Origin of the sequence: Slackia faecicanis, assembly GCF_003725295.1 — a bacterium.
GTDB classification, from domain to species: Bacteria; Actinomycetota; Coriobacteriia; order Coriobacteriales; family Eggerthellaceae; genus Slackia; species Slackia faecicanis.
In genome coordinates this window covers 1-575 of sequence record NZ_QICB01000017.1, presented here as the reverse complement: position 1 = coordinate 575, position 575 = coordinate 1, and the positions used below count along the sequence as shown (strand labels likewise).

The window sequence follows — 575 nt, the reverse complement described above, 5'->3', positions numbered from 1 at the left end:
GACCACGCCGCCCCGTAGTCACCGCCTGCTACATTGACCCGCCTACTGCTTCGATTCGTAATGGAGACCCTTCGCGTACTCGCTAATCTGCTTCGTGTACTTGCGGTACACGATTGGCTTCCACTCTGGGTTGTGCTCACGAGTCCATCGAACGACCTTCGGATAGCTGTCCAGTGCGTAGTTGTCCATCGTCTCGAAAATCTGGTCGAGCATATCGTCCTCGTCTGCCGCCGACATGCACAGGCTCGCGTAGTCGATTGAGCCGATGGACACCACGTCCTGCATCTCATAGCGATGCTTATCGGGCTGGTCCATGTGGCAGAGGTAGCGAGCCATCTGCCGGAAGTCCTTGACGCGCGACTCCTTCTCAGGCGGCACGACCGCCTTGATTTCAGTGAACACCTCGCACGCCTTGGCGAACGTAGTCGGGTTCTTGAAGGAAAGCACAACGTGCCAATGCGCCTTTTTCGGCTCGCCAGTCGGCAGAACGTCCTTGTCATGGAGCGGTGAAATCAGGCACTCGATAAGTTGCTCGCGCAGAATCTCCTGCCAGTTCTCCGGTGCCGAGTCTGGGT

Annotated in this window: 1 protein-coding gene; it reads right to left on the bottom strand. The window is 57.6% G+C overall.

All coding sequences use genetic code 11. The annotated features are described in order from the left end of the window. Nucleotides 1–42 precede the first annotated feature (42 nt). Nucleotides 43–575 (bottom strand): replication protein (locus DMP07_RS08655; protein WP_123198740.1); only part of this gene is annotated, 533 nt, incomplete at its 5' end.